Raw genomic sequence first — 18,727 nt, forward strand, 5'->3', positions numbered from 1 at the left:
GAAAGAATTCGGAACTGAAACCTCAGTCATATCGGCCGAACAGATCGGCGTAATCAGGTAAGCTCCGGTGGAGTCATGATCTTACTCACCCTCCCTGGTATCGGTCTCTACTGTTCCGCTCAAGCTAACCGCTTCAACGGTAAGGCGTTTCCGATGCTCGCTCACTTCACCTCGGTGTTGATTACTGTAAGAGGAAGCCTGCGCTCCTTTCACAGAGCTGTCAAGAAAATCGCATGCTGCGTCGCAGCGCCTTTCGGAGGCAGTCCGTCGGCGGTCTCCGAACGGGCGGGGGCTGGCCTTTTGCCGGAGGCGAACCCACCTTGTGGGCATGCCGGAACACGATGAGAACACATGGGGCGGACGGGTCGCGCGGTATGCGCGGGTCGGCACCGCCGTTGGCGGGCTGGCCGCGCGGCTGGCGGGCGAACGCGTGCTGGGAATCCGCGTGGAGCGGGAGCGCCACGCGGCGGAACTGCGGGCCGCACTCGGCGGGCTGAAAGGGCCGCTGATGAAGGTGGCGCAGATCCTCTCGACCATCCCCGACGCCCTGCCGAAGGAATACACCCAGGAACTGGCGCAGTTGCAGGCCGACGCGCCGTCGATGGGCTGGCCCTTCGTCAAGCGTCGGATGGCGAGCGAGCTTGGCCCCAGCTGGCAGTCGCGCTTCCAGAGCTTCGAGCACACCGCCGCCGCCGCCGCGTCGCTGGGTCAGGTCCATAAGGCCATCGGGCCGGACGGGCGGGAGCTTGCCTGCAAGCTGCAATATCCCGACATGGCCTCGGCGGTGGAAGCCGACCTGCGGCAGCTTGGCCTGATCTTCGCGATCTTCGAGCGCACCGACAGCGCCATCTCCACCCGCCAGATCCAGAAGGAGATCGGCGCCCGCCTGCGCGAGGAGCTGGATTACGAGCGCGAGGCGAAGCACACCCGCCTTTATCAGTCCATGCTGGCCGGCACGCCCGGCGTCCATGTGCCGGACGTGGTGCCGGAGCTGTCGAGCAAGCGGCTGCTGACCATGGGATGGGTGCATGGCCGCAAGATCCTGGACTTCGTCGCCGAACATCCGGAGGCGCGCGACGAACTGGCGATGAACATGTTCCGGGCCTGGTATGTGCCCTTCTATAATTACGGCGTCATCCACGGCGACCCGCATCTGGGCAACTACACGGTCCGGCCCGACCGCTCGATCAACCTGCTCGATTTCGGCTGCATCCGCGTCTTCAAGCCCAGCTTCGTCAAGGGCGTGATCGACCTCTACAATGCGCTGCGCACCGACAACCGCGAGCAGGCGGTGGAGGCCTACCGCACCTGGGGTTTCGTCAACCCGTCGAACGAGTTGGTCGACGTGCTGAACATCTGGGCGCGCTTCGTCTATGCCCCGATCATGGAGGACCGCCAGCGCAAGATCGAGGAGACCAACGGCGGCCATTACGGCCGCGAGACGGCGGGCAAGGTCCATGCCGAACTGCGCCGCGTCGGCGGCGTGGAAATCCCGCGGGAGTTCGTCTTCATGGACCGCGCCGCGGTCGGGCTGGGCTCGGTCTTCCTGCATCTGAAAGCGGAGCTGAACTGGTACCAGATGTTCCAGGGGCTGATCCGCGACTTCGACGTGAATGCGCTGGCGGCGCGGCAGGAGGAAGCGCTGACGGCCCAAGGATTGCCTCCAGCGGACTGAGAATAAATCGCAATTACCCCCGGCCGCTCACTCAATGACTGACCAATCAATATAAAGACAAAACCATCCGGAAATCTTTCTGAACCCTGTACAGATTTTTATGGCTTTCTGTTTGAACGCGAACGGAACCGCTCGACAGCATCGTTATTGATCACTTATTCAAAAACAGCATGCCTGACAGCGGGTCCGTCGACCCTCCGCTTCGTCCGGCCTGATCCAAATCAGCGGATTTCAGCGAGGGAAACATAGGAATGTCGATCAAGCGCAGACTGTCGATCGCAATGGCCCTGATTGCAGCCATCCTGCTGTTCTCGATGGCGGCGACCTGGATGACGGTGAGCGAGGAGCACGAACTCGCTGAACACCATGGAAAGCTCGTCCGACCGCGTGACCGAAAATGGTCTGGAACTGGTCAAGTCGATCAAGGAAATCCAGATCCACGTCATTCAGGTTCAGCAATGGCTGACCGATGTGTCCGCCACCCGCGGGCTCGACGGGCTGGATGACGGTCCGGCCAAGGCCGCCGAGCATGCCGAAAGGTTCAGGGCCGAGATCGCGCGTGCCGCGGCGCTCGCCTCCACGCTCGGCCTGACCGACATTCAGGAGGCGCTGCGCGAGACGGCAGGCGCGTTCGCCCCTTATTACGACACCGGCAAGCGGATGGCCGAGGCGTTCATCGCCGACGGTCCGGCTGGCGGCAACCGTCTGATGGGCGAGTTCGACAAGACGGCGGAAGCCATCACCGACAGTCTGGAAGCGCTGGTCAGCAAGACCGATACGGCCGCCGCCGCGGAGATCGCCAAGCTGAACCGGTCGATCGACACCGTGCGGGCCGATGTCGATTCGCTGAAGCTGGTGGTGATTGCCGGCGGCCTGATCGGGTTGGTCGCCTGTCTGGGCACCGCCATCATGATGACGCGCGGCGTTACCCGTCCACTGTCCGCCATGACCGACGCGATGCATCGTCTGGCCGACGGCGATACCGCCGTGATCGTGCCGGCTCAAGGTCGATCCGACGAAATCGGAGCCATGGCATCGGCGCTCGTCGTCTTCAAAGGCAATGCCATCGAAAAACGCCGGCTGGAGGAGGAGCAGCGCAACGCCGACCTGCGGGCGGAGGAAGAGCGCATCCAGGCCATGCGCCAACTGGCCGACCGGCTGGAACAGAGAATAGGCGGCATTCTGCGTACGGTCGCCGACGAGGCGCGGGTGCTGCAACAGGCCGCGAAGATGATGACCGACACGGCGGACCAGACCAATCTCCGGTCGGAAGCGGTCGCCGCCGCAACCCAGCAGACATCGGCTAGCGTCGAGACGGTCGCCGCGGCGGCGGAGGAACTGTCGGCATCGGTCGGGGAGATCGGCCGCCAGGTATCGCAGTCGACGGGCATCGCAGAAGAGGCGGTGGAACGCGCACGGCATGCCAACGCCAAGGTCGATGGGTTGGCTGCCGCGGCCCGGCAGGTCGGCGACGTGGTCCAGCTGATCAACTCCATCGCCTCGCAAACCAACCTGCTGGCGCTGAACGCCACCATCGAAGCCGCGCGGGCGGGAGAGGCCGGCAAGGGATTTGCCGTGGTGGCGAGCGAGGTGAAGAATCTCGCCAACCAGACCGGCAAGGCGACGGAGGAGATCTCCGCCCAGGTCACCGCCATCCAGGCCGCCACCGGCGAGGCCGTCTCCGATATCCAGGGCATCACGCGCGTCATCGAATCGATGAACGAGATATCATCCGGCATTGCCGGAGCGGTTTCGCAGCAGGCCGCCGCGACCGGGGAGATCGCCCGCAACGCCCAGCAGGCCTCCACCGGCACCCGCGACGTGAACCACAACATCACCAGCGTCTCGGCTGCCGCGGGGGAAACCGGCACCGCCGCCAAGAATGTGCTGAACGCCTCCACCACCCTATCGCAGGAAGCGGTGGCGATGGAGCGTCAGCTTGCCGAGCTCCTGTCGCAGCTGCGCGCGGCGTGAGAAGGCTGCGGATCGGAACGGGGCCGGGCCAGCAGGACTGTGTCCCGTTCCTGTCCCTTCACAACGAGGGGCGGTTCAGTCTATAGCTTGCCCCTCCCATGAAGACCGCCGATTTCGACTTCGACCTGCCGCCCGACCGGATCGCCGAGCATCCCGTCCGGCCGCGTGACGCCGCCCGCCTGCTGGAGGTGGGCTCCACCTTGCGCGACTTCATCGTGCGGGACCTGCCGGCGCTGTTGCAGCCGGGCGACCTGATGGTCGTCAACGACACCCGCGTCATCCCGGCCCGGCTCGACGGCCGGCGCGGCGAGGTGGCGGTGGAGATCACGCTGCACAAGCGGCTGGGCGAACGGGAATGGGCAACCTTCTCCAAACCCGGCAAGCGGCTGAAGCCCGGCGACACCATCGTCATAGCGGATGACTTCAGCGCCGAGGTGATCGCCAAGGACGGCATGGAGGTGCGGCTGCGCTTCTCCGCCGGCGGGGCTGATCTCATGGAAGCGCTGCACCGCCATGGCCGGATGCCGCTGCCGCCCTACATCCGCCGCAAGGCCGACGAGGGCGACAACGCAGATTACCAGACCGTCTTCGCCGCCCGCGAGGGTGCCGTCGCCGCTCCAACGGCCGGGCTGCACTTCACGCCCGACCTGCTGGCGGCGCTGGACGAGCGCGGCGTGCGGCGGGTGCCGGTGACGCTGCATGTCGGGGCCGGCACCTTCCTGCCGGTGAAGGTCGACGACATCGCCGACCACAAGATGCACAGCGAGTGGGGCGAGATCTCAGCCGACACCGCCGCCGCGGTGAACGAGAACTCGCAAGGCCGGCGGCCGGATCGTCTCGGTCGGCACCACGGCTCTGCGCATCCTGGAGACGGCGGGCCGGACGGACGGGACGCTGGTCCCCTTCAGCGGCGACACCGACATCTTCATCACCCCCGGCTACCGCTTCCGCATCGTCGATCTCCTGTGGACCAACTTCCACCTGCCGAAATCGACACTGTTCATGCTGGTCTGCGCCTTCGCCGGCTATGACCGCATGCGGGCGGCCTATGGCCACGCCATCGACACCGACTATCGCTTCTTCAGCTACGGCGACGCCTCGCTGCTGCACAGGACGGACTCAACATGACCGGCATCGGCTTTGACCTTCTGGCGACCGACGGGCGGGCGCGGCGCGGCCGCGTCACCACCGCCCACGGCACCATCGAGACGCCGGCCTTCATGCCGGTCGGCACCGCCGCGACGGTGAAGGCGATGACCACCGACGCGGTGGCCTCCACCGGTGCGGAAATCCTGCTGGGCAACACCTATCACCTGATGCTGCGCCCGACGGCGGAGCGGGTGGCGCAGTTGGGCGGCCTGCACCGCTTCATGAATTGGGACAAGCCGATCCTGACCGACAGCGGCGGCTTCCAGGTGATGAGCCTGTCCGACCTGCGCACCATGTCGGAGGAAGGCGTCACCTTCAAATCGCATCTGGACGGCAGCCGCCACCATTTGACGCCGGAGCGCTCCATCCAGATCCAGCACATGCTGGACAGCAACATCACCATGTGCCTGGACGAATGCACGCCCTTTCCGGCGACGGAGGCGCAGGCCGAATCCTCCATGCGCCTGTCGATGCGCTGGGCGCGGCGCAGCAAGGACGCCTTCGTCGAGCGGCCCGGCTACGGCCTGTTCGGCATCGTCCAGGGCAGCGTCTATCCGGAGCAGCGGGCGGAGAGCGTCGCCGCCCTGACCGATATCGGCTTCGACGGCTACGCCATCGGCGGGCTGGCGGTCGGCGAGGGACAGGAGACGATGTTCCGCGTGCTCGACTTCACCGAGCCGCTGATGGTCAAGGACCGCCCGCGCTACCTGATGGGCGTCGGCCGGCCGAGCGACCTGATCGGCGCGGTGCGGCGCGGCGTCGACATGTTCGACTGCGTGATGCCGACGCGGTCGGGCCGCACCGGTCAGGCCTTCGTCCGCCGCGGCACCATCAACATCCGCAACGCCCGCCATGCCCATGACGAGCGCCCGCTCGATGCCGAGTGCGGCTGCCCGACTTGCCGGAGCTACAGCCGGGGCTATCTGCATCATCTGTTCAAGGCGGACGAGATGCTGGGGCCGATGCTGCTGACCTGGCACAACCTGCATTACTACCAGGACGTGATGCGGACGATGCGGCAGGCCATCGCGGACGGCACCTTCGAGGAGGTCGCCGGCGCCATGGAGGCCCGCATGAACGAGGGCGACATCGAAGCCACCGTGGACCCCATTGCCAAGCCCGGCAAGCCGCCGAAGCAGGGCCGCCCGCCGAAGGCGGCTAAAGACAGCGATCCGCCGAAGGCGGGTAATAACAGTGCTCCGCCGGAGGCGGACAAGGACAGCGCCCCGCCGGAAGCCGAGCGGGTGGCGGAGGAAAAGACCGATGAGTGAGAACATCTATGCCGGCCTGACCCAACTCGGCGGCTCCACAACCCAGCCCAGGACGCCGGAAGAGGCGGTGCTGGAGCGGGTGCCGAACCCGAACCCCGGCACCCCCTACTGTGTGCGCTTCACCGCACCCGAGTTCACCTCGCTCTGCCCGATCACCGGCCAGCCGGACTTCGCCCATCTGGTCATCGACTATGTGCCCGGCGACTGGCTGGTCGAATCGAAGTCGCTGAAGCTGTTCCTGACCAGCTTCCGCAACCACGGCGCCTTCCACGAGGCCTGCACGGTGGGCATCGGCAAGCGGCTGGTGGACGAACTGTCGCCGGTCTGGCTGCGCATCGGCGGCTACTGGTATCCGCGCGGCGGCATCCCGATCGACGTGTTCTTCCAGACCGGGGAGCCGCCCAAGGGCGTCTGGATCCCGTCGCAGGACGTGCCGACCTACCGTGGCCGCGGCTAAGCCCGCTCCGCTGTCTTCCGCCGGCCCGGCGCGGCTGCGGGACGCCATCCGCGACCGCGCGCTGGCGGTGGGGTTCGACGCGGTGGGCTTCGCCCCGGCAGCACTGGGGCCGGAGGCGCGCGAGCGTCTCGCGCAGTTCGTTGCCGAGGGCCGGCACGGCGACATGGGCTGGATGGCCGAGCGCAGCGACCAGCGCAGCCATCCGCAGTCGCTGTGGGACGAGGCGCGCACCGTCATCGCGCTGGGCACCAGCTACGCCCCGCACGACGACCCGCGCCGTCTGGCCGAGCATCCCGACCGCGGCATCGTCTCGGTCTATGCCCGCAACCGCGATTACCACGATCTCGTGAAAGGCCGGTTGAAGACGCTGGCGCAATGGCTGGCGCACCAGACCAAGGCCGGCGTGAAGGTGTTCGTCGACACCGCCCCGGTGATGGAAAAGCCTCTGGCGGCGCAGGCCGGGCTGGGCTGGCAGGGGAAGCACACCAATCTGGTGTCGCGCGACCATGGCTCCTGGCTGTTCCTGGGCGAAATCTACACGACGCTGGAGTTGCCGCCCGACCCGCCGGCGCGTGACCGCTGCGGATCCTGCGACCGCTGTCAGGTCGCCTGCCCGACCGCCGCCTTCCCGGCGCCCTACCAGATCGACGCCCGGCGCTGCATCAGCTATCTGACCATCGAGCACAAGGGGCCGATCCCCGACGACCTCAAGCCGCTGATGGGCAACCGCATCTATGGCTGCGACGATTGCCTTGCCGCCTGTCCCTGGAACAAGTTCGCCCGCGCGACCCTTGAACCCGCCTTCCTGCCGCGTGCGGAACTGACCGCGCCACGGCTGGCCGATCTGGCGCAGTTGGACGATGCCGGCTTCCGGCAGGTGTTCAGCGGCTCCCCGATCAAGCGCATCGGCCGCGACCGCTTCGTCCGCAATGTCCTCGTCGCCATCGGCAACAGCGGCGATCCGTCGCTGAGCCCGGTGGCTGAGGCCCTGGCACAGGACGTCAGCGATGTGGTGCGCGAGGCGGCCGGATGGGCGGCAGCGAGATTGAGCGGCGCGACGGGCACGGGTGCCTGAACGGCATTTTCTCCACACGGTCACCGTCCTCCGCTCACCCTGTTGCCGCCAACGCTGTTTCATTGTCATATGAACAGGCTCGCATCCTTGCTGCACGAAGCCCGCGCGGCGGTCCCGCCGGCCGCTCAACGAGTGGAGGCCGGTCGTCACCCTCATCGCCCACCATCATGAGTACGGGCCGGCCCAGCCGGAGGAGTTGAGCGCCGTCGCCCGGTTGGCGCGGCTCGGCTTCGGGCTGTCGCGCGACCTGTTCGACCGCTACGCCGGCCTGTTCGGCATGGACAGCATCCGCGTCCTGCGCGTTCCGCGGTCCACCGGAACCACGCTGGCCGCCTGCGCCGCTTTTTGGACGATGAACCAGTGGTTCGGCGGCCGGCCGGTCCCGGTGCAGGCCATCGCCATGGTGGCGGTCGATCCAGCCCTGCGCGGCAGCGGATTTGGCAATGCGCTGATGCAGGCCCTGCTGAGGGAGGGACGCCAAGCCGGGGCGGCATTGGCGGTGCTCTGCCCGGCGACCCTTCCCTTCTACCGTCGGCTCGGCTTTGGCCGTGGCGGCGTCACCTGCCGCTGGAGCGCACCGCCGTCGGCCTTTGCACAATCGGGGGCTGCCGCAAGCGGCTTGTGGCCGGCGGACCCGCTCGACGCCGTGCCGTTGGCGATGCTCCGCCAACCTCTGCTGAAGGAGCAGAACGGCCTGCCGGAGAGGACCGAGGCGCTGTGGACGCTCGCTCTCTGCCCGGACTGCGAGCCGTCGGAGCTTTACCGCAATCAGGATGGTTACATCGCGGTGACGCCGCCGCTGGATCGGCGCCTCGACGTCGCCGATCTCTGCCTGCCCTCCGCGCGGTCGCTGAAACCGGCCATGACCATGCTGGCCGGTTTCAGGGCTCAAGTGGACCGGGTGACATGGCGCGGCGGTCCGAATGACCCGCTTGCGCTGCTTGCCGGCGATGGTGTGGCGCTGGAATGCCGCGAGGAGTGGCTGGTCCGTCCCCTCGATGTCGGCATGGCCTTGGAGGCGAGAGGTTACTCAACTGACATACAAGAGTATGCCATTTTTGAGATAAATGATGATTCTATTTTCGGCAATTGCGAGCGTCACCACCTTGAGGTTGTCAGCTCTGTTGGAAATATCTCGAAAACAGAGCAAGTCCTTGATCCGCCGGCTCGGATCGGCACCGCGGCTTTCGCCAGTCTGTTCACGGGGCATGCAAGCGCTCGCACACTTTGGAGAGCTGGTTTGCTTCATGGTGAAGAAAAGATGATCGACCGTTTGCACCGCCTATTTCGCGGCGCACCGTGCTGGATGCCCGACCGCTTCTGAAATAAGTGGGATTCCTGACTTGAATCAAACCGGACATAAAGCGTCCTGTGGTTCAATCGTCCCAATGAACGGGGAGAAGCATCGCCACTTGCGATGCCATCGGGGAGTCCATAATCCATGACGATCGGAACGCGGATCGCACTTGGCTTTGCCGCCGTGCTGCTCCTGACGGTTGGCGTGGCGTTCGTCGGCTGGAACAGCCTGAGCACTTACGCCGAACGGGTCGGTCTGGAAGCCCATACCGCCGACCTCGACACGAGGCTGAAGTCGGTGCGGCTGGAGGAGGCGCGATTCGTCACCGAACGCGACGCCAAGGCCGCGACCAACGTTCCGGGCATGCTGGACGCCCTGCAGGCCGAAGCGCAGCAGACCCGCGCCGCCCTGACCGACGGCGAAGGACGCCGGCTGCTGGACGAGGTGCTGTCCGGCATCGACGGCTACCGCGCCGCCTTCAACAATTTCGTCGCCCAGGACGGCGAGGCGCACGCCCGCACCGCCAGCATGGAAATGCGCGCCCGCGCCCTGCGCGAGATCGCCGAGAAGATCGGCAAGCAGCAATCGGAGCGCTATGACCTGAATATGGCCAGCAAGCGCGACGCCGACACCGAGCTGCGCCACAGCATGGACACGGCGGAGCGCGCGAACCGTGTCATCGAGCGGGTGCTGGAGGTCCGGCGCCAGCAGAGCGATCTGCGCCGCAACGCCGATCAGGCCCTGGCGGATCGCATCGTCGCGGCACTGGACGAGTTGGTGCAGATCACCGACACCGTCGCCAAGGACCTCGTCGGTACCAATGACGAGGAATCCGCCGCACGGATCGCCGGCGACGCCCGCGCCTACCATGACACCGTGCGCGCCCTGCACGGCAAGGGCATCGCCGCACTGACCGAGGTCGGCGTGGCCGCGGGGCTGGACGAGGCCGCCCGCGGCGTGCAGGAGCGGGCCGTGGAACTCCAGAAGAACCAGGCCATGGTGACCGAAGCGCTGACCGAAGCCTCGAAATACGCCCAAAGCGAGGTGAACGAGGCCGTCATGCTGCGCGGTCTGGCGATGCGGCTGGTGCAGGACGCCCAATCGGCGATGCTGGCCCAGCGCGATTTCCTGCTGACCGGCTCGGCGGACGCCAAAGTCGCAGCCGCTGCCGCGGTGAAGGAGATCCTGACCATCGCCGGACAGGCCGGTGCCGTCCTGGTCGATCGGGAAGGGCGGGCGCTGATCGCCGCCATCACCGAAGCCGCCCGCGCTTTCGATTCGGAATTCACCGCGCTGTCCTCCGCCGTCGCCAAGCAGCACGACGCGTCGGCGGCGATGGCCAAGGCATCGGCCGCGGTCAGCGGTCAGGTTGGCCGACTGGTCACTCTGCAGCGCGAGGATCGCGAGGCCGGCCGCGCCAGCGCCGGCATGGTGATCGCCATCGGTGCGGCGGTGGCGCTGCTGCTGGGCGCGCTGATGGCCTGGATCATCGACCGCGCCATCACCCACCCGCTGCACGCCATGACCGGCGCCATGGGCCGGCTCGCCGAAGGCGACCTGAGCGTCGACATCCCCGGCGGCGACCGCAAGGACGAGCTGCGCAACATGGCCGCCGCCATGACCATCTTCAAGGACAACGCCCTGGAGATGCGGCGGATGGAGCGCGAGCGGGAGGAGATGCGCGTCCAGATCGACGCCGACCGCCGCCGGACGATGAACGAATTCGCCAACGGCTTTGAACAGGCGGTGTCGGGCGTGGTGACCTCGCTGACCGAATCGGCCGGCTCGCTGGGCCGCGATGCCCAGGAGATGTCGTCTGATGCGGCGCTGACCACCGCGAAATCCACCGCCGTCGCCACCGCCTCGCAGCAGGCGACCGCGAACGTGCAGACCGTCGCCGCGGCGGCGGAACAGCTGTCGGCCTCCATCGCCGAAATCTCGCGCCAGCTGAACGCCAGTTCCGCCACCGCATCGGGAGCCGCCGACAAGGCGGTGCAGACCAACAGCATCGTCGAGGGGCTGTCGATGGCCGCCGAGCGCATCGGTCAGGTCGTCGGCCTGATCGGCGAGATTGCCGAACAGACCAACCTGCTGGCGCTCAACGCCACCATCGAAGCCGCCCGCGCCGGCGAGGCCGGCAAGGGCTTCGCCGTGGTGGCGACCGAGGTTAAAAACCTCGCCGGCCAGACCGCCAAGGCGACCGAGGAGATTTCCGCCCAGGTCGCGGAGATGCAGACCGCCACCACCAGCGCGGTGGAGGCCATCCGCACCATCTCCGACGCCGTGACCGCGATCAGCGGCACGGTGACGGACATCGCGCTCGAAATGGAACAGCAGGGGAGCGCCACGCGCGAGATCGCCCAGAATGTCCAGCAGGCGGCAGAAGGCACCCAGCAGGTGATGCGCAACATCGCCGAGGTGACGACCGCCGCCACCAAGACCGGCGGCGCCGCCGATGCGGTTCTGGATGCCAGCCGCACTCTCGCAACTCAGGCCGACCGCCTGCGTGGCGAGGTTCAGGGTTTCCTGAACAAGGTGCGCACGGCCTGACCCACTCTGCTGGCTTATCGCCGCTCTGGTCGCGCCCGCACACGCGACCTTTCAGGCGGCGGCGGACCAGCGCCGGATCGGCGCACGGGAAAGGGCGGAGTTGCCATAGGCACGCAACGTGGTGACCTCCGCACCGATCCAGTCCGGCAGCGGCACCGTCTGGTCAGGGGTCTCCAACTCGACCTCCGCGATGACGAGGCCGGAATTCTCGCCGTCGAAGACGTCGATCTCCCAGCACAGGCCGTCCTGGCGATGGCGGTAGCGTGTCTTTTCGATCACCCGGCCTTCGCAGCCGTGGAGAAGAAGCTGGCGTGCGAAATCCAGGTCCAGCGGATGCTCCACCTCGTCCCGGCACGCTCCACGCTTCAGCGATTTGATGGTGAGAGTCGCCCGGTCTTCCGCGATGCGGACGCGGACCGTGCTGGCGCCGTCGGACGGCAGGTATCCCTGGACCATTCGGACGCCATTCCGGCAGAGATGCCGGACATCCTTGCGGACGAGAAAGCGCCGCTCGATTTCCAGTGCCATGGCTAGGCCCTTCGGACGATCTTGTCGACGACCCTAGCCGAAAGTCCCCACCGGCTTCAACCTCGTTGCCCTGTGTGCAGCGCAACCGAGGCTGCATGCATGCGCATTATGACGTGACGATCGGTCGCAACAGACTGGAGATCGATGCTATCGTCGGAGGATGAATGCCGATCTTTCCGCCATGATTCCCTGGGCCGCGATCCCCTGGCTGATCCTGTTCGCCTTGTACGGGCTGCCGCTGCTGCATGTGGCTTTGTCGCGCCGGGGTGGCGGCTGGCGGCCGCCGGCCGGGTCGCGCTGCCCCTTCGGGCCGCGCGCCGGGTGGCTGGTGATGGTGCTGATGCTGGGACCGGTCGGATGGCTGATGTTCGCACTCCGCCGGCCCCGCCGCCCATCGGGCAGATAGCATCAGACCGACAGGGTGGGGATCAGATCCGACCCATCAGCAGCAGAACGATCAGAACGATCAGCAGCACGCCGAGGATGCCGCTGGGACCATAGCCCCAGCCGCGGCTGTGCGGCCAGGCCGGAACGGCGCCGAGAAGCATCAGAATGAGGATGATGAGCAGAATGGTGCCGAGCATGGCCCTCTCCCTTATGATGGAGCATTTGTGACGGACAAGCGGAACCTCAACGGGGTCCCCTGGACTTTGTTCCTGTCCGGCTCGAACGTGACGGTTTGCCACCACCAAGGAGGGATGCCGCCCCACCGGCGCTCCCCGAACGCGACACGTCCGATCTTTCGGCGAGTTCGTCCCTGTTGACGGACGGCAGCGGGCCGCTTAGGCTCCTGTCCATGAACGTGCATCGCATCGACGGCATTCTGCGAATTAGCGGCCCGGTTCTCCTTTGAGAGCCGGGGATTTCGCTCGTCCAGTCCGCAGAACCGTCTGAAGGCCCGATCACGCCATGTCCAGCACCCTGATCACCGATTCCGCGCATAGCCATTCTTCAAAAGCCACCCCCGTGTCCGCTTCGGACGCGCGCGTCACCGCACCCGGCCGCCGGGTCGTCTTCTCCCTGGTGGCCGACGCCGATCCCGGCACCCTGCCCCGCGTTCTGGAATATGTCGCCAAGCGCGGACTGGTCCCGCTGGCCCTGCACAGCCGGTTGACCGGCGACATGCTCGACATCGCCATGGAGATCGGCGATCTGCCCCAGGCGGAAACCGACCATGTCGGCCGGTGCCTGGGACAAATCCCGATGGTGGTGCGCGTCAGCGTATCAGAGCTGGCTGCCGAGGCGGCTGTGGCAGCCGAGCGGATTGCGGAACTGGTCGCGGCAGAATAAGAAAAGGGGAAGCCGGTCAGACCGGCTTCCGCGCCTCGTCCTCGGGCGTCACGGCTTCCGAAGCCTGAGCCTGCACCTCGGTCCCCTGCATCTCCGGCGGCTCGCCGATCTCCGTGCGCATCAGTTCCGCAGCCCGTTGCAGCTTGCGGAACTGGGCGATGGAGAATGGCAGGCTGACCATATAGGCGATGCCGACGATGGACAGTGTCCACCAGGGCTGGCTGACCATCATCGCGGCGAGCAGCCCGACGCCGGCCAGGGCCGGCACCACCCAATGGGCCGGAACCCGGGCACCCTTGAAGGAGAAGGTCGGCAGGATGCTGACCATCAGCCCGCCGATCAGCAGGGTCCACGGCACGATGACGGCCGGATGGCCGGGGAACTCCGGACCGATCTCGAACCCCAGGATCATCGGCAGCAGCACGAGGCCGGCACCGGCCGGCGCCGGAACGCCGGTGAAGTAGTTGTAGGCCCAGGGCGGCAGGTCGACCACGCCGAGCCGCGAGTTGAAGCGCGCCAGCCGCAAGGCGCAGCACACGGCATAGGCCATGGCGGCGATCCAGCCCAGGCTGCCCGCGCCGTTCAACCCCCACAAATACATCATGAAGGCCGGGGCGACGCCGAAGCTGATGGCGTCGGACAGGCTGTCCAGTTCCGCCCCGAACTTGCTCTGCCCGTTCAGCAGGCGGGCGATCCGGCCATCCAGCGCATCCAGGATGGCGGCGATGACGATGGCGATGACCGCCGGCTCCCACCGCTCCTGCATGGCGAATCGGATCGCGGTCAGGCCGGAGCAGAGCGCCAGCACCGTCAGGACGTTCGGCAACAGGTGGTTGATCGACAGCCCTTTCAGACGCGGGTGCGGCCGGCCGGGCCGGCGCGCCCGGTGTGGGCGGAAGATCTGCTGGCGGAAGACGGGCGGTCGTTTCATCGCCGCACATCCCCCTGCCGCTGCGCTTCGGTCCCGTCCAGGTCGGCCAGGATCGTCTCGCCGCCGATGGCGGTCTGGCCGACGCAGACCAGCGGGGCGACGCCGTCGGGCAGATAGATGTCGGTGCGGCTGCCGAATCGGATCAGGCCGAAGCGCTCGCCCGCCTTCACCTGCTGCCCGGCCTTGACCCACCACAGGATACGGCGCGCCACCAGGCCGGCGATCTGGACATAGGCGATCTCGCGCCCGTCCGGCAGGCGATGGCGGAAGGCCATCCGCTCGTTCTCGTCGCTCGCCTTGTCCAGCGCGGCATTGACGAAGGTGCCCTTGTGGTATTCGGCGGCCATGATGGTGCCGTCGGCCGGCACGCGGTTGACGTGGACGTTGAACACGTTGAGGAACACGCTGATCCGGGTCAGCGCCTTGTCCCCCATGCCGAGTTCCTTGGGCGGAACCGCCTGGACGATCATGGTGACGCGCCCGTCGGCGGGGCTGACCAGCAGTCCGGGCCGCGTCGGCGTCACCCGGTCGGGATCGCGGAAGAAGTAGGCGCACCACAGGGTGAGCACCAGGCCGATCCAGCCGAGCGGCGCCCAGACGGCGAGACCCAGGATCAGGGAGACCACCGCGAAACCGGCGATGAAGGGCCAGCCGGCTCGGTGGATGGGGACGACGACGGTATCGATGGCGGACATCGCCTGCTTTCTTCGTATTTTCAGACCACAGCGAACAGCCATTCTAGCTGTGCGTTGCAAGCCTTTACAGAATTTTAGCGGGCGGAGCCCATGCTGTCGTCTCCATTGCCCCTGAAGCCGAGCGTGCCGCCTTGTCCGTTCCCGATCTGAAGACCATTCAATCGCTGGCCGAAGTGCCGGACGGCGCCCTGCCCATCAATCCCGGCTCGATCGAGATGACGCCCGAGGGCGTTCTCGGCATCGCCAAGCCGCCCCGTCCCTGCAAGCTGACCTTCATGGCCGACGGGCTGCCCTTCAACGTCGCCGTCCGGCATGAAGGGCCGGAGGACGGCGGCGGCTCGATCTGCCAGATCTGGGCGGATGTCGGCCACGTGCCCTACACGGCCCAGGCTCCGGAGCGCCGCCGCGCCCTGCTGGCGGTCCTGCGCGGGATCGAAGGGCTGCCGCATGTCCGCTTCATCGTTCAGGGCGGACAAAAGATCATCCTGTTCTCGGAAATCCGGCTGGAACACCACGCCTCGCCCGAGGACCTGCTCCACCAGACCATCCTGGTCCTGCAGGAAGCGCGTCCGTTCCTGCGCCTGCTGGGCGAGTATCTGTAAAAACGGACGGCGCTTTCGACCGGAGATTATCACCCCCCGGTCGGAAGCGCCGTACGACGCTTACTTCGGAACCTTGCCCTGCACGCCTTCGACGTACCAGTCCATCTTCAGGATCTGCTCGTCGGTGGCGGACTTGCCTTCCGGGATCACGACCTTGCCGGACTGGTCCTTGACCGGACCCTGGAAGGAGTGGCGTTTGCCGGACACGATGTCGGCCTTGATCTGGTCGGCCATCTTCACGACGTCGGCCGGAATCGCCGGGTTGTAGGGGGCCAGCTCGACCATGCCGGTGCTGATGCCGCCCCAGGTGTCGATCGGCTTCCAGCTGCCGTCGAGAACCGCCTTCACGCGGTCGACATAGTAGCCGTTCCAGTCCTCGACGATCGCGGTCAGGTGCGACTTCGGACCGAAGCGGGTCATGTCGGACGACTGGCCGACCGACCACAGCCCGCGCTCCTGCGCGGTCTGGATCGGGGCGGGGCTGTCGGTGTGCTGGACAATGATGTCGGCACCCTGGTCGATCAGCGCCTTGGCCGCCTCGGCTTCCTTGCCGGGATCGTACCAGCTGTTGACCCAGACCACGCGGACCTCGGCCTTCGGGTTCTGCTCGCGCAGCGCGATGGTGAAGGCGTTGATGCCGCCGACCACCTCGGGAATCGGGTAGGAGCCGATGTAGCCGATGATGTTCGACTTGGTCATCTTGCCGGCGATGGCGCCCACCACCGTACGGCCCTCATAGAAACGGCCGGAATAGGTCGCGACGTTCTCGGCGCGCTTGTAACCGGTGGCATGCTCGAACTTCACGTCGGGATGGCGCTTGGCCACCTTCAGCGTTGGGTTCATGAAGCCGAAGGAGGTGGTGAAGATCAGCTTGTGGCCGCTGGCCGCCAGCTGCTCGATCACGCGCTCGGCGTCGGCGCCTTCCGGCACATTCTCGACGAAGGTGGTGGTGACCTTGTCGCCCAGCGCCTTCTCCACGGCCAGACGGCCCTGGTCGTGCTGATAGCTGTAGCCATGGTCGCTGACCGGGCCGACATAGACGAAGCCGACCTTCAGCTTCTCCTGCGCGAAGGCGGAGCCCATGCCGGCACCCAGCCCCACGCTCAGCGCGATCGCGGCACCGGCCAGACCCAGCACCGTCTTGCCCATCGTCCTTCTGTTCACGTCGACGCTCCTTATTCTTGATGTCGTGAGATATGGGCTTTGTTTCGTTTTCAAAACGACGCGTCAAGCATCGGGATGAAACAGTTTTCCCAGACAGGCCGGCGCGTTCAGGCGGATGCGGGCGACGTCCCGCGAAATCAGCACCAGGACCAGAACGGTAGCCAGATACGGCAGCATCGACAAGAGCTGCGACGGCACGTCGATGCCCAGCCCCTGGACATGCAGCTGCAGGATGGTGACGCCACCGAACAGCCAGGCGCCGAGCATGGCGCGCACCGGCTTCCAGGTGGCGAAGACCACCAGCGCCAGCGCGATCCAGCCGCGGCCCGAAGTCATGTTCTCCGCCCACATCGGCGTGTAGTCCATCGACAGGAAGGCACCGCCCAGCCCGGCCATGGCGCCGCCGAACAGCACGGCGAAAAAGCGGATGCGCAGGACCTTGTAGCCCAGCGCATGGGCGGCCGTGTGGTTCTCCCCCACCGCGCGCAGGACGAGACCGGCGCGGCTGCGGTAGAGGAACAGGTGGACCAGCGGCACGGCGGCGACCGCCAGATAAACCATGATGTCCTGGCCGAACAGCGCCTGCCCCACCACCGGCAGGTCGGTCAGGCCGGGGATGTGGAGCTTGGGCAGGCCCTCCAGCGGAATGCCGACGAAGCCCTGCCCGATCAGCGCCGACAGGCCGACGCCGAACAGGGTCAGCGCGAGCCCGGTCGCCACTTGGTTGGCGAGCAGGAACAGGGTCAGCACGGCGAACAGCGAGGCGGTGGCGGCGCCAGCGAAGGCCGCGACGAGAAAACCGGTGACGGGGCTGCCGGTCTGAACCGTGACGGCGAAGCCGCAGACGGCGCCGACCAGCATCATGCCCTCGACACCCAGGTTGAGGACACCCGACTTCTCGACCACCAGCTCGCCCAAGGCGGCGAACAGCAGCGGCGTCGCCGCCGCGAACATAGCGGCCAGGATCGGGCCGATCAGGGCAAGGTCGCTCATGCCGCGGCCCTCCGCGCACCGAAGCGGACCCGGTAGCGGATCAGCACGTCGCTCGCCAGCAGGAAGAACAGAAGCATGCCCTGGAACACTCCGGTGATGGCCTTGGGCAGGCCCATGGCGATCTGCGCCGCCTCGCCGCCGATGAAGGACAGCGCCATCAGCAAAGCCGCCAGCAGGATGCCGACCGGATGCAGCCGGCCCAGAAAGGCAACGATGATGGCGGTATAGCCGTAGCCGGGCGAGATGCTGGCGGTGATCTGGCCGATGGGACCGGCGACCTCGCCCATGCCGGCGATTCCGGCCAGCGCCCCCGACAGCAGCAGCGTCAGCCAGACGATCCGCTTCTGGTCGAAGCCGGCATAGCCGGCCGCGGCCGGGGTCAGGCCGATCACCTTGATCTGGAAGCCGATGAAGGTCCGCGCGATCAACAGCCAGCCGCCCGCCACCGCCAGCAGGGCAAGCAGTGCGCCGAAATGGACGCGGGTCCCGGCCCACAGGATCGGCAGCGTGGCCTCGGCCTCGAACAGCCGCGATTCGGGGAAGGCGAAGCCGTCGGGATCGCGGAATGGGCCATGGACCAGATAGTTCAGCAGCAGCAGCGCCACGTAATTCAGCATCAGGCTGGTCAGGATCTCACTGGCGTTGAAGCGCAGCCGCAGAAAGGCCGGCACCGCCGCCCAGACCGCCCCGCCGACAGCTCCGCCGATCACCATCATCGGCAACAGCCACCAGCCGCCCTCGCCATAGAAGGCAAGCGCCAGCCCGCCGCCGGTGATGGCGCCCAGCGTCAGCTGCCCTTCGGCGCCGATGTTCCAGACATTGGCGCGGAAGCCGATGGCGAGCCCGACGGCGCACAGCACCAGCGGCGTCGCCTTCACCACCAGTTCGCCGATACCGCGGACCGAGGTCACGGGCGCGACGAAGAAGGAATAAAGCGCCTTCAACGGGTCGAAGCCCATCGCCAGGAACAGGATGAAGCCGCTGAGCAGGGTCAGCGCCACCGCCAACAGTGGCGTAACGTAGACCATGGTCTTCGACGCCTGCCCGCGCGGTTCAAGACGGATGAAGCTCATGCG

At 66.8% G+C, this 18,727-nt stretch carries 17 protein-coding genes and 1 pseudogene; 11 read left to right on the forward strand and 7 right to left on the reverse strand.

All coding sequences use genetic code 11. The features are described from left to right. The first annotated feature begins 328 nt into the window (after window positions 1-328). The 8 genes and pseudogenes from ACWPN8_RS11450 (at window position 329) to ACWPN8_RS11485 (ending at window position 11,448) form a co-directional block, all read left to right on the forward strand. The gene (locus tag ACWPN8_RS11450) at window positions 329-1,675 is read left to right on the forward strand and encodes an ABC1 kinase family protein (RefSeq protein WP_109096532.1); all 1,347 of its coding nucleotides are present in this window, start codon (window positions 329-331) and stop codon (window positions 1,673-1,675) included. Window positions 1,676-2,041: 366 nt separating this feature from the next. Further along, window positions 2,042-3,649 (forward strand): methyl-accepting chemotaxis protein, encoded by a 1,608-nt coding sequence (locus ACWPN8_RS11455; RefSeq protein WP_492240842.1) that lies wholly within the window; start codon window positions 2,042-2,044, stop codon window positions 3,647-3,649. A gap of 98 nt (window positions 3,650-3,747) precedes the next feature. Next, window positions 3,748-4,777 (forward strand): annotated as a pseudogene (queA, locus tag ACWPN8_RS11460) (tRNA preQ1(34) S-adenosylmethionine ribosyltransferase-isomerase QueA). Next, window positions 4,774-6,069, forward strand: coding sequence for a tRNA guanosine(34) transglycosylase Tgt (tgt, locus tag ACWPN8_RS11465; protein ID WP_109096529.1), 1,296 nt, complete (start codon window positions 4,774-4,776; stop codon window positions 6,067-6,069). The pseudogene queA and the gene tgt overlap by 4 nt, the downstream one beginning before the upstream one ends. Next, the gene (gene queF / locus ACWPN8_RS11470; protein WP_109096528.1) at window positions 6,062-6,526 is read left to right on the forward strand and encodes a preQ(1) synthase; all 465 of its coding nucleotides are present in this window, start codon (window positions 6,062-6,064) and stop codon (window positions 6,524-6,526) included. The genes tgt and queF overlap by 8 nt, the downstream gene beginning before the upstream one ends. After that, complete coding sequence (gene queG, locus ACWPN8_RS11475) at window positions 6,513-7,601, forward strand: tRNA epoxyqueuosine(34) reductase QueG (protein ID WP_492240843.1); 1,089 nt, start codon at window positions 6,513-6,515, stop codon at window positions 7,599-7,601. Before queF ends, queG begins: the two co-directional genes overlap by 14 nt. 196 nt (window positions 7,602-7,797) lie before the next feature. After that, entirely contained in the window at window positions 7,798-8,925 is a 1,128-nt protein-coding gene (locus ACWPN8_RS11480) for a GNAT family N-acetyltransferase (protein ID WP_492240844.1), read from the forward strand. 117 nt (window positions 8,926-9,042) lie between these two features. Continuing rightward, window positions 9,043-11,448: a methyl-accepting chemotaxis protein gene (locus ACWPN8_RS11485; RefSeq protein ID WP_109096526.1), complete on the forward strand. Its 2,406-nt coding sequence runs from the start codon at window positions 9,043-9,045 to the stop codon at window positions 11,446-11,448. A 51-nt stretch (window positions 11,449-11,499) separates the two neighbouring features. Here the strand turns inward: ACWPN8_RS11485 and ACWPN8_RS11490 are convergent, their stop codons facing one another. After that, window positions 11,500-11,976 (reverse strand): CYTH domain-containing protein, encoded by a 477-nt coding sequence (locus tag ACWPN8_RS11490; RefSeq protein WP_109096525.1) that lies wholly within the window; start codon window positions 11,974-11,976, stop codon window positions 11,500-11,502. Between the two features lie 181 nt (window positions 11,977-12,157). Here ACWPN8_RS11490 and ACWPN8_RS11495 point away from each other — a divergent pair, with 181 nt between their 5' ends. Beyond that, window positions 12,158-12,382 (forward strand): hypothetical protein, encoded by a 225-nt coding sequence (locus tag ACWPN8_RS11495; RefSeq protein WP_247872832.1) that lies wholly within the window; start codon window positions 12,158-12,160, stop codon window positions 12,380-12,382. Window positions 12,383-12,404: 22 nt separating this feature from the next. Here the strand turns inward: ACWPN8_RS11495 and ACWPN8_RS11500 are convergent, their stop codons facing one another. Beyond that, window positions 12,405-12,560 carry a DUF3309 family protein gene (locus ACWPN8_RS11500; protein ID WP_042694949.1) on the reverse strand — a complete coding sequence of 52 codons (156 nt, stop codon included), beginning with the start codon at window positions 12,558-12,560 and terminating at the stop codon, window positions 12,405-12,407. Between the two features lie 382 nt (window positions 12,561-12,942). On the opposite strand from ACWPN8_RS11500, the gene ACWPN8_RS11505 reads away from it, so the two are divergent. Continuing rightward, window positions 12,943-13,266: an ACT-like domain-containing protein gene (locus ACWPN8_RS11505; protein ID WP_492240845.1), complete on the forward strand. Its 324-nt coding sequence runs from the start codon at window positions 12,943-12,945 to the stop codon at window positions 13,264-13,266. A 16-nt stretch (window positions 13,267-13,282) separates the two neighbouring features. Here the strand turns inward: ACWPN8_RS11505 and ACWPN8_RS11510 are convergent, their stop codons facing one another. Together ACWPN8_RS11510 and ACWPN8_RS11515 are read right to left on the reverse strand one after the other, a co-directional pair. Further along, window positions 13,283-14,197 carry a CDP-alcohol phosphatidyltransferase family protein gene (locus tag ACWPN8_RS11510; protein ID WP_109096522.1) on the reverse strand — a complete coding sequence of 305 codons (915 nt, stop codon included), beginning with the start codon at window positions 14,195-14,197 and terminating at the stop codon, window positions 13,283-13,285. Further along, window positions 14,194-14,892 (reverse strand): phosphatidylserine decarboxylase, encoded by a 699-nt coding sequence (locus tag ACWPN8_RS11515; RefSeq protein ID WP_492240846.1) that lies wholly within the window; start codon window positions 14,890-14,892, stop codon window positions 14,194-14,196. Before ACWPN8_RS11515 ends, ACWPN8_RS11510 begins: the two co-directional genes overlap by 4 nt. A 131-nt stretch (window positions 14,893-15,023) precedes the next feature. Between ACWPN8_RS11515 and ACWPN8_RS11520 the strand changes: the two genes are divergently transcribed. Continuing rightward, window positions 15,024-15,494, forward strand: a complete 471-nt coding sequence (locus tag ACWPN8_RS11520) for a hypothetical protein (RefSeq protein WP_492240847.1) — start codon at window positions 15,024-15,026, stop codon at window positions 15,492-15,494. A gap of 60 nt (window positions 15,495-15,554) precedes the next feature. On the opposite strand, the gene ACWPN8_RS11525 is transcribed toward ACWPN8_RS11520, so the two are convergent. From ACWPN8_RS11525 to ACWPN8_RS11535, 3 genes are all read right to left on the reverse strand, one after another. Then, on the reverse strand, window positions 15,555-16,643 hold the full coding sequence (locus ACWPN8_RS11525) for a BMP family ABC transporter substrate-binding protein (RefSeq protein ID WP_109096520.1): 1,089 nt from the start codon (window positions 16,641-16,643) through the stop codon (window positions 15,555-15,557). A gap of 78 nt (window positions 16,644-16,721) precedes the next feature. Beyond that, complete coding sequence (locus tag ACWPN8_RS11530) at window positions 16,722-17,651, reverse strand: ABC transporter permease (RefSeq protein WP_109052092.1); 930 nt, start codon at window positions 17,649-17,651, stop codon at window positions 16,722-16,724. Then, on the reverse strand, window positions 17,648-18,724 hold the full coding sequence (locus ACWPN8_RS11535; protein WP_109096519.1) for an ABC transporter permease: 1,077 nt from the start codon (window positions 18,722-18,724) through the stop codon (window positions 17,648-17,650). The genes ACWPN8_RS11530 and ACWPN8_RS11535 overlap by 4 nt, the downstream gene beginning before the upstream one ends. Window positions 18,725-18,727: the final 3 nt, after the last annotated feature.

The sequence above is a fragment of the Azospirillum sp. UENF 112521 genome (genome assembly GCF_058780665.1).

Bases quoted from the DNA above. Each gene is read 5' to 3' on its own strand.
- ACWPN8_RS11495 (WP_247872832.1), top strand. From the start codon at position 12,158: ATGATTCCCTGGGCCGCGATCCCCTGGCTGATCCTGTTCGCCTTGTAC.
- ACWPN8_RS11515 (WP_492240846.1), bottom strand. From the start codon at position 14,892: ATGTCCGCCATCGATACCGTCGTCGTCCCCATCCACCGAGCCGGCTGG.
- ACWPN8_RS11525 (WP_109096520.1), bottom strand. From the start codon at position 16,643: ATGGGCAAGACGGTGCTGGGTCTGGCCGGTGCCGCGATCGCGCTGAGC.
- ACWPN8_RS11455 (WP_492240842.1), top strand. From the start codon at position 2,042: ATGGAAAGCTCGTCCGACCGCGTGACCGAAAATGGTCTGGAACTGGTC.
- ACWPN8_RS11530 (WP_109052092.1), bottom strand. From the start codon at position 17,651: ATGAGCGACCTTGCCCTGATCGGCCCGATCCTGGCCGCTATGTTCGCG.
- ACWPN8_RS11485 (WP_109096526.1), top strand. From the start codon at position 9,043: ATGACGATCGGAACGCGGATCGCACTTGGCTTTGCCGCCGTGCTGCTC.
- queF (WP_109096528.1), top strand. From the start codon at position 6,062: ATGAGTGAGAACATCTATGCCGGCCTGACCCAACTCGGCGGCTCCACA.
- ACWPN8_RS11535 (WP_109096519.1), bottom strand. From the start codon at position 18,724: ATGAGCTTCATCCGTCTTGAACCGCGCGGGCAGGCGTCGAAGACCATG.
- ACWPN8_RS11450 (WP_109096532.1), top strand. From the start codon at position 329: ATGCCGGAACACGATGAGAACACATGGGGCGGACGGGTCGCGCGGTAT.
- tgt (WP_109096529.1), top strand. From the start codon at position 4,774: ATGACCGGCATCGGCTTTGACCTTCTGGCGACCGACGGGCGGGCGCGG.
- ACWPN8_RS11510 (WP_109096522.1), bottom strand. From the start codon at position 14,197: ATGAAACGACCGCCCGTCTTCCGCCAGCAGATCTTCCGCCCACACCGG.
- ACWPN8_RS11500 (WP_042694949.1), bottom strand. From the start codon at position 12,560: ATGCTCGGCACCATTCTGCTCATCATCCTCATTCTGATGCTTCTCGGC.
- ACWPN8_RS11490 (WP_109096525.1), bottom strand. From the start codon at position 11,976: ATGGCACTGGAAATCGAGCGGCGCTTTCTCGTCCGCAAGGATGTCCGG.